The organism is Pseudomonas agronomica (genome assembly GCF_025917275.1).
GTDB classification, from domain to species: Bacteria; Pseudomonadota; Gammaproteobacteria; order Pseudomonadales; family Pseudomonadaceae; genus Aquipseudomonas; species Aquipseudomonas agronomica.
This window is the reverse complement of sequence record NZ_JAOSHO010000208.1, coordinates 1-8,575: the sequence shown is the minus strand read 5'-3', so window position 1 is coordinate 8,575 and position 8,575 is coordinate 1. Positions and strand designations below refer to the sequence as shown.

Annotated in this window: 8 protein-coding genes; 3 read left to right on the top strand and 5 right to left on the bottom strand. The window is 62.4% G+C overall.

The genetic code is table 11. From position 1 onward, the window contains the following. Positions 1-73 precede the first annotated feature (73 nt). The gene (locus OC610_RS15750; protein WP_264428901.1) at positions 74-1,405 is read right to left on the bottom strand and encodes a dicarboxylate/amino acid:cation symporter; all 1,332 of its coding nucleotides are present in this window, start codon (positions 1,403-1,405) and stop codon (positions 74-76) included. Between the two features lie 331 nt (positions 1,406-1,736). On the opposite strand from OC610_RS15750, the gene OC610_RS15745 reads away from it, so the two are divergent. Further along, complete coding sequence (locus OC610_RS15745) at positions 1,737-2,735, top strand: AraC family transcriptional regulator (RefSeq protein WP_264428900.1); 999 nt, start codon at positions 1,737-1,739, stop codon at positions 2,733-2,735. A gap of 159 nt (positions 2,736-2,894) precedes the next feature. Here OC610_RS15745 and OC610_RS15740 read toward each other — a convergent pair whose 3' ends face one another. From OC610_RS15740 to OC610_RS15730, 3 genes are all read right to left on the bottom strand, one after another. Next, a complete protein-coding gene (locus OC610_RS15740) occupies positions 2,895-4,241 on the bottom strand; it encodes an ATP-binding protein (RefSeq protein ID WP_264428899.1) in 1,347 nt (448 codons plus the stop codon). Further along, positions 4,238-4,915, bottom strand: coding sequence for a response regulator (locus OC610_RS15735; RefSeq protein ID WP_013694070.1), 678 nt, complete (start codon positions 4,913-4,915; stop codon positions 4,238-4,240). Before OC610_RS15735 ends, OC610_RS15740 begins: the two co-directional genes overlap by 4 nt. A gap of 93 nt (positions 4,916-5,008) precedes the next feature. Next, positions 5,009-5,608: a hypothetical protein gene (locus OC610_RS15730; RefSeq protein WP_264428898.1), complete on the bottom strand. Its 600-nt coding sequence runs from the start codon at positions 5,606-5,608 to the stop codon at positions 5,009-5,011. Positions 5,609-5,750: 142 nt separating this feature from the next. On the opposite strand from OC610_RS15730, the gene OC610_RS15725 reads away from it, so the two are divergent. Then, positions 5,751-6,539 carry a dienelactone hydrolase family protein gene (locus OC610_RS15725; protein WP_264428896.1) on the top strand — a complete coding sequence of 263 codons (789 nt, stop codon included), beginning with the start codon at positions 5,751-5,753 and terminating at the stop codon, positions 6,537-6,539. 178 nt (positions 6,540-6,717) lie between these two features. Beyond that, positions 6,718-7,443, top strand: coding sequence for a 4'-phosphopantetheinyl transferase family protein (locus OC610_RS15720; protein WP_264428895.1), 726 nt, complete (start codon positions 6,718-6,720; stop codon positions 7,441-7,443). 114 nt (positions 7,444-7,557) lie between these two features. Here the strand turns inward: OC610_RS15720 and OC610_RS15715 are convergent. Continuing rightward, a partial coding sequence (locus OC610_RS15715; RefSeq protein WP_264428894.1) for an ATP-binding protein occupies positions 7,558-8,575 on the bottom strand: 1,018 nt, incomplete at its 5' end.

Here is an 8,575-nt window from a genome sequence, read left to right as displayed (position 1 = left end):
GCTTCGCCAGCTCCTACAGATTCCTGTCCAACAAAAAACCCGCCGAAGCGGGTTTTTCGTCACAGGCTGAAGATTACTTCACGGACACTGCGGTATCAGCCGCTGCAACCACGTCGTCTTCTTCACGGACATCGGAGATACCGCGACCACCGGAAGCCAGTTCGGTCTGCAGCTGGTCTTCGTCCAGCTCCTTGACCCACTTGGCGACCACGATCGTGGCAACGGCGTTGCCCACCAGGTTGGTCAGGGCGCGGGCTTCGGACATGAAGCGGTCGATGCCCAGGATCAGCGCCAGGCCGGCCACTGGCAGGGTGCCCACGGCCGACAGGGTGGCCGCCAGCACGATGAAGCCGCTACCGGTCACGCCAGCCGCACCTTTGGAGGACAGCAACAGCACCGCCAGCAAGGTGATCTGGTGAGTCAGGTCCATCGGAGTATCGGTGGCCTGGGCGATGAACACCGCAGCCATGGTCAGGTAGATCGAGGTACCGTCGAGGTTGAACGAGTAGCCAGTCGGGATCACCAGGCCAACCACGGACTTCTTGGCACCCAGGCGCTCCATCTTGATCAGCATGCGCGGCAGGGCCGATTCCGAAGAGGAAGTGCCCAGCACGATCAGCAGTTCTTCACGGATGTAGCGGATCAGTTTGACGACACTGAAGCCGTGGGCGCGGCAGATGGCGCCCAGCACCACCAGCACGAACACCACGCAAGTGATGTAGAAGCAGATCATCAGCTGGCCCAGTTGCACCAGCGAGCCGACACCGTAGGCGCCGATGGTGAAGGCCATGGCACCGAACGCACCGAGCGGCGCCAACTTCATGATCATGTTGATGATGATGAACATCACGTGGGCGAAACGATCGATGAAGTCCAGCACCGGCTTGCCGTAGGCACCCAGGCGATGCAGGGCGAAACCGAAGATCACCGAGAACATCAGCACTTGCAGGATGTCGCCGTTGGCGAAAGCACCAACGATGGTGCCGGGGATCACGTTGAGGAGGAAGGCAACGATGCTCTGGTCTTTACCTGCCGCAATGAAACCGGCGATCTGCTTGGTGTCCAGGGTCGCTACGTCGATGTGCATGCCGTTGCCCGGTTGCACGACGTTGACCACGACCAGGCCGATCAGCAGGGCAATGGTGGAAACGACTTCGAAGTACAACAGCGCGTAGCCGCCGGTCTTGCCGACCGATTTCATGTTCTGCATGCCAGCGATGCCGCTGACGACGGTGCAGAAGATGATCGGGGCGATGACCATCTTGATCAGTTTGATGAACCCGTCACCGAACGGCTTGAGGGCAACGCCGGTCTGCGGGTAGAAGTGGCCGAGCAAAATACCGATGGCAATGGCTACGATCACCTGGAAATACAGGGATTTGTACAGTGGCTGACGAGTCGTCATGGCAAACCTTCCTCAAGAGTCCCGTGGGGCAACATCCACCTGTTGTCCACGACACCTCAATTGCGAACCCTCCTGCACTGGAGGGATTTGTTGTGTCGGCTGCACGCGGCAGACCTGCACAGGACATCGCAAGGCCCGTGCCATCTTGAGGAAATGCCCTACAACCCCCGTTGCAGAACGCTTTTGTTTATTTGTCGCCGATTAAACAGACGGCGAAGGATGGCGGATTTCCGCCAAGACGCCGTTCCTCACTCCTGGATTTGGCGGATATCCGCCTTGTCCAGCCCGGACGCCCTGCTACCATCGCCCGCTTAACGGACGGATTTGAGCCATGCGCCAACGCACCATCGCCAGCCACTTCGCCCGCGCAGCCCTGGGCGGCGCGCGCCGGCACGGGTTTGACTATCTGCCCCTGCTGCAACAATTGGGCATCAGCCCGGAGCTGCTCGACGAACCGCGAGCGCGCATCGCCCCGGAGCAATTCACCCGGCTGCTGCAGGCGCTATGGACGGATCTGGGGGATGAATTCCTCGGATTTGGCCGGGGCGAGAGTAAACCCGGGACGTTTGCCATGATGTGTCACACGTTGATCCACTGTCGGACCCTGGGCAAAGCCCTGCAACGTGGCCTGCTCTTTTACAGCCTGTTTCCCGATGCACCGAGCCTGATACTGGACACCGAAGGAGAACGGGTCCGGTTGAGCCTGGATGAGTCGTCGCTGCGCGATCCCGATCATTTCCTGACGGAAAGCCTGCTGGTCACCTGGCATCGCCTCGCCAGTTGGCTGATCGGCCAGCGGATCGGCCTGGAGCAGGCGACGTTCAGCTATGCCAAGCCTCCCCACGGCGCGGAATACGACCTGCTGTTCCCCTGCCCGCTGGTATTCCAGGCTCGACGGACCAGCCTGTTGTTTCACGGGCGCTACCTGGACATGCCGCTGCTCCAGGACGAGCGGACGCTCAAGCACTTTCTCGAACGCTCACCCGCCGACCTGCTGTCGCGCCCGGACGATGGCCACAGCCTGAGCAGCCAGCTACGTCGCCTGCTCAGTCGCGACTCGGCACGCTGGCCCGACCTGGACACCGTCGCCGCGCACCTGCACATCAGTTCCCAGACGCTGCGTCGGCACCTTCGCGAGGAAGGCACCAGCTTCCAGGAACTCAAGGATCAGCTGCGGCGGGATATCGCCATCTACCATTTGGGGCGGGCGGACCTGTCGTTGCAGCAGATTGCCGAGCAGCTCGGGTTCTCGGAACCGTCGGCGTTTCACCGGGCGTTCAAGAAGTGGACGGGGGTAACGCCGGGGGCGTATCGGGAGTTGGAAAACTGAGGGGGACATCCAGCATCTTTGCTGCATGTACCGATTCCGGTGGCGAGGGAGCTTGCTCCCGCTGGGCCGCGAAGCGGCCCCAAGATTTTGCGGTCGCTACGCAACCGAGCGGGAGCAAGCTCCCTCGCCACAGGGGTCCGCGACACACTGAAACGCCAGTCAAACCACCGGAAACAGAATCCGGAACGCCGCGCCGCCCAGTTCCGAATCCCCGAGGGTCAAGCGCGCGCCATAGCTCTCGATGATGTCCTTGACCACCGCCAGCCCAATCCCCTGCCCCGGATGCTGGCGATCCAGCCTTTCACCCCGCTGGAGAATTCGTGCACGCTGGTCCGGCGGTACGCCCGGGCCGTCGTCTTCGACGCTCAACTCCGTACCGCCGAGGGTCTGGTGCACGCTGACCCGCACTTCCCCCAGGCACAGCCGATAGGCGTTTTCCAGCAAATTGCCAAGCATCTCCAGCAGCGCGCCCTGTTCGATCGGCACCTGGCAATGCTCCGGCAGATCGAAATGGACCCGGACACGCTTGTCGCGGTAGACCTTGTCGAGGGTGTCGCACAGGCTCTGCAGGACCGGTCGCAGGCGCACCTGGTGGCGCACCAGTCCGCTTTTGCGCAGGCTGGCCCGTTGCAACTGGTAGCCGATCTGCTGGCTCATGCGTTCGATCTGGGTTTGCAGCACCCAAGCCTGCCCACGGTCCTGCGGGCGCCGGGCCATGTCTTCGCTGACGCCCTGCAACACGGCCAGCGGGGTTTTCAAGCTATGGGCCAGGTCATCAAGGGAATCGCGGTAACGGCTGCGCTGTTCACGCTCGCTGTGCAGCAGGCGGTTAAGCGAGCCCGTCAGGCGTAGCAACTCCCGGGGATGTGCGGTACTGAGGCTTTCGCGGGTGCCTGCTTCGATTTCATCCAGTTCCTGGCTCAGGCGCCGCAAGGCACGCAGCCCCCAGGTCAGGCCGATCCACAACAGGGCCAGCAGCACGACCAAGGCCGCACCAAAACCAAGATAAAGATTGTCCCGCAGGCCTTGCAGAGTCACTTCGTAATCACGCACCGGCTGCAAGGTGACGATACTGAACGCCGCGCTCTGGCCGCCGAGCAGCTTGACCTCGACGTCATAGACAAAGAATTCCTGGCCGTTGTCCTCGCGAATACGCGCGAACTGGTTGCCCTGGCCGTCATAGCGCGGCGCGTAGTTGATGTGTTCTTCCTGGGTCGCCTTCGAGCGCCAGACCAGGTTGCCGTCGCGATCATAGATGTAGCCCAACAGGCGTGCGTCGGCGAGGTTGAAGCGCTCATCCGGCAGTTGCGTCGGCATCTTCAATCGACCATTTTCCACCCGGGCGGCGGAAATCAGTGTCGTCACATCCGAAGCCAGGCGTTGTTCGATGGACTCCTGCAAAGCCAGGCTGAACGCACCCTGCATCGCCGGCAGCAATGCCAGCATGAACAGCGCCGCCAGGGTCATGGCGGCCAGCATCAAGCGCAGCCGTAGCGAACGAATCACTGGCAGCGCTCGTTGAACAGATAACCCAGGCCCCGCACGGTGTCGATCGGCTTGAAGCCAGCCGGGGCTTCCAGTTTGCGGCGCAAGCGGCCCACCAATACCTCGATGACATTGGGATCGCGCTCGTCGTCATCCGGGTACAGCTGCTCCATCAAGCGGTCCTTGGCGACCACTTGCTGATGATGGCGCATCAGGTATTCAAGGATGCGGTATTCGTAGGCGGTCAATGCGAGCGGCTCTTCGCCAAGGGACGCCTGCTTGCGGTTGAGGTCCAGCAGCAATGGCCCGGCGACGATGGTCGACTGGGTGAAGCCACTGGAACGTCGCAGCAAGGCATTGAGCCGGGCCTCCAGCTCTTCGAACTGGAACGGCTTGACCACATAATCGTCCGCCCCGGCGGCAAGGCCTTCGACCTTGTCCTGCCAGTTGCCGCGGGCGGTGAGGATCAGGATCGGGAAGGTCTTGTCCTGTGAACGCAGCCGGCGAATCAACTCCAGGCCGCTGATGCCTGGCAAGCCGAGGTCGATCACCGCCAGGTCATGATTGAACTCGCGGACCTGATACAGGGCCTCTTCGGCATTGGCCACGGCCTGCACCACATGGCCGCTGTCAGTGAGCCGGGTTTGCAGGTGATGACGCAACAGCGCTTCATCTTCGACGACCAGTAATTTCATGAACCTCTCCCGAGTCATTCAACAGCCGATTTCAAACAGAAAGGCGCCGGATCGTCTTGGGCCGATCCGGCTGCACGTGCCCACCTCGACGGCTTAAAAAATGTAGTTTGCAGACAGGTAGGTCTGGGCGCTGCTGGTCAGGTCCAGCGAGCCGACCTTGGCGCCATCGTGCGGACTCATCTCGGTGCTGGCATTGCTGCGCAGGTAACGGTACCCCAGTTCCACCGAGGTGTTTTGTGAAATCTGTTGCAGGACGCCGCCTTGCAAGCCCACCGCGTAGCCGATGTCGGTGTCGCGGCTGAAGCCTGGCGAGTCCTGGGTCAATTTGGTCAGGCCCGCCGTGCCACCGCCGAACAATTTGGTGCTGCCGGTGACCGGATAGAACAGATCGTAGCTGCCCAACAGGTTTTCCTGGCGCAGCTTGATGCCGTTGTGGCTGCCCGATACGTTGTCGTAGGTGGCGTAGTAGCGACCTTGCTCGTTCTGCCGGCCCAGGCGCAGGCCGTAAGTGGTGTCCTTGGCAATCGCGCCGTCGGCGTTCGGATTGTTCAGGTTCTGGTCCAGGGCATTGGATTTCTTGACCTTGTCGCTGGTCTGGCCGAGGGTCAGGCTGGCGAAGTTGTCATCGGCGTGGGCCATGGCGCTGGCGCCCAGTACAGTGAATGCCAGCAGCAGCTTTTTCATAGCAGTCATGATCAGGTTCCTTTTGAAGCAATAGTTGTGTGAAGTCGCAGCCACGATAGCCATCGCTCCCTGAACACCCCTTGAACGTTCTCTGAACCTGGGCTGAATGAATCGGCTAGTCTGTGTGCACCACTTTTTAAGGAGATCGATCATGCGCAGGTTGCTTGCAGTTGTACTTCTGGCCTTGAGCGGCGCCAGCCACGCCGCCATCCAGACCCAGGAGATTCCCTACACCAGTGCCGACGGCACGAAGCTGATCGGCTATTACGCCTACGACGACGCGGTCAAGGGCCCGCGCCCGGGCGTGGTGGTGGTGCATGAATGGTGGGGACTGAACGATTACTCCAAGCGCCGCGCCCGTGACCTCGCCGGTCTTGGCTACAGCGCCCTGGCCATCGACATGTACGGCGACGGCAAGAACACCGAGCACCCCAAGGACGCGATGGCGTTCATGCAGGCAGCACTCAAGGACAGCCAGGCGGCCAGCGCACGCTTCCAGGCCGGGCTTGACCTCTTGAAGAAACAACCCCAGACCGATCCGGACAAACTCGCCGCCATTGGCTACTGCTTCGGTGGCAAGGTGGTGCTGGACGCAGCGCGCCAAGGCGTGCCGCTGGCGGGCGTGGTGAGTTTCCACGGGGCCCTGGTCACCAACACCCCGGCCACCCCTGGCAGCGTCAAGGCCAAGATCCTCGTGGAGCACGGCGCGCTGGATAGCATGGTCACCGAGGACAACGTCACCGCGTTCAAGAGCGAGATGGACAAGGCCGGCGCCGACTATGAATTCGTCAGCCTCGAAGGCGCCAAGCACGGCTTCAGCAACCCCGACGCCGACCGCTTGAGCCACGGCGAACATGGCGGGCCGGACATTGGCTACAACAAGGAAGCCGATCAGAAGTCGTGGGCGGACATGCAGCAGTTCTTCAAGAAGATTTTCTGATTCTGTGGCGAGGGAGCTTGCTCCCGCTCGACTGCGCAGCGGTCGCCGACAATCTTGGGGCCGCTTCGCCCGAAGCGTCGGACCGTCCCAGCGGGAGCAAGCTCCCTCGCCACAAAAGCGATCCCGCTCAAGCCTCTCCCACTACCCAGCCTCAAGCCAACCCGGCAAAATGCCCGGCATGAACCCACTCCCCGCCCTGCCCGCCTGCTGCTCGCCTCTGGATGAACATTGGCTGCTGCCCGACGCCTTGCCCGATACGGTGCTGCTCAGCACTCGCTTTGATCCGCTGCTGCTCGTCGCGGCTGATTTCCCCAACAGCGCCATCGAAAAGCCGGACAGCATCCAGCGCTCGGTGGCCAAGCGCCAGGCGGAATTCCTCGCCGGGCGGATCTGCGCCCGGGCGGCCTTGCATCGGCTTGATGGGATCGCCTGTATTCCTCCCATCGGCGAAGACCGCGCCCCCGTCTGGCCAGCCCATATCAGCGGTTCGATCACCCACAGCACCGGCCGGGCAGCGGCCATCGTCGCGCAGAAACAGCGTTGGCAAGGCCTGGGCATGGACCTGGAAAACCTGCTCGACCCGGAGCGCGCCGAGCGCCTGGCGGGGGAAATCCTCACCCCCGCCGAACTGTTGCGAATGGCGTCCCTTTCGCGGGATGACCGGGCACTGCTGGTGACCCTGACCTTTTCCGTCAAGGAAAGCCTGTTCAAGGCGCTGTATCCGATCGTCGGGCAGCGTTTCTATTTCGAACATGCTGAGGTGCTGGAGTGGTCCCACGGCGGGCAAGTGCACCTGCGGCTGCTGACCGACCTGTCGCCCGAGTGGCGTCATGGCAGTGAATTGCAGGCGCAGTTCGGGGTGAAGGATGGGCAATTGTTGAGCCTGGTGGGGATCGAGGCCTGAGTTCTCTAGTGCCTGTCTAGGCCTCTTCGCGAGCAGGCTCGCTCCCACAGGTGATCACATTCCAAATGTGGGAGCGAGCTTGCTCGCGATGGCGATAGCCCAAGCACCACAATGTCAGGACCGATCCTGATGCCTCGGCCAACTCAGGCTGAAACACGCCCCACCCAGGCTCTTGCTTCTGTTGATCAGAGCGCGGCCGTCATGCCAGTGGATGATCCGCCGCACGATCGACAGCCCCAACCCATGGCCCCCTGACGCCCGCGCGCGGCTGTCGTCCAGCCGTAGGAACGGCTTGAATACCCGTTCCCACGCTACCTCCGGCACGCCCGGCCCGTCATCCTCGACGTCGACCCGGCAGCGCAGTTGACCCACCTGGTAACTCACGGTGACCCGGGATTTGGCATGGCGCATCGCATTGCCCACCAAGTTCTGCAGGGCGCGATGCAGGAAACGCGGCTCGGCCTCGACCCAGGCGTCGTCGCAATCGGCGGCGGACAGGCACAGGCCACGCTCCACCGTGATCCCGGCGCGCAAAGGTCCCAACTCTTCTATGACCTGATTGACCAACGCGTCCAGGTCCAATCGCTGGAAATTCAACGCCGGTGAGCCCTGCTCCAGACGCGCATACGTCAGCATTTCATCCACCAGCCGGTCGAGGTCTTCGATGTCGTGGTCCATGCCAGCCAGGTATTTGTCACGGGCCTGGGGCGTGCTGGCGCTGCCGAGCATTTCCAGGCCGAAACGCAGGCGCGCCACTGGCGTGCGCAATTCATGAGACACCGCGCGCACCAGCTCCCGCTGGATCGCCAGCAATTGCTGCAGATGCTCGGCCATGCCATTGAACGCCGCAGCCAGCCGCCCCACCGAGTCGGCCCCGCGCGCCGGCACGCGGGTTTCCAGGCTGCCCTGGGCGATCTGCGTCGCGGCCGACTCCAGGCCACGCAGACGTCGCTCCAATTGGCGCACCAGCAGATAGACGATCAAGCCAATCAGGCTCAAGCCCAACGCTGCGATCAGCACCAACCATTCAGGCGGGTAAGGATTCATCTGGTACAGCGGGCCGATTTCCAGGACCCACGGCGTGCCGACCATCCCGGCGAACACGCGGATCGAGTCGCCGCCCTTGCCCAAC

Bases quoted from the DNA above. Each gene is read 5' to 3' on its own strand.
- OC610_RS15735 (WP_013694070.1), bottom strand. From the start codon at position 4,915: ATGAAATTACTGGTCGTCGAAGATGAAGCGCTGTTGCGTCATCACCTG.
- OC610_RS15730 (WP_264428898.1), bottom strand. From the start codon at position 5,608: ATGACTGCTATGAAAAAGCTGCTGCTGGCATTCACTGTACTGGGCGCC.
- OC610_RS15720 (WP_264428895.1), top strand. From the start codon at position 6,718: ATGAACCCACTCCCCGCCCTGCCCGCCTGCTGCTCGCCTCTGGATGAA.
- OC610_RS15745 (WP_264428900.1), top strand. From the start codon at position 1,737: ATGCGCCAACGCACCATCGCCAGCCACTTCGCCCGCGCAGCCCTGGGC.
- OC610_RS15725 (WP_264428896.1), top strand. From the start codon at position 5,751: ATGCGCAGGTTGCTTGCAGTTGTACTTCTGGCCTTGAGCGGCGCCAGC.
- OC610_RS15750 (WP_264428901.1), bottom strand. From the start codon at position 1,405: ATGACGACTCGTCAGCCACTGTACAAATCCCTGTATTTCCAGGTGATC.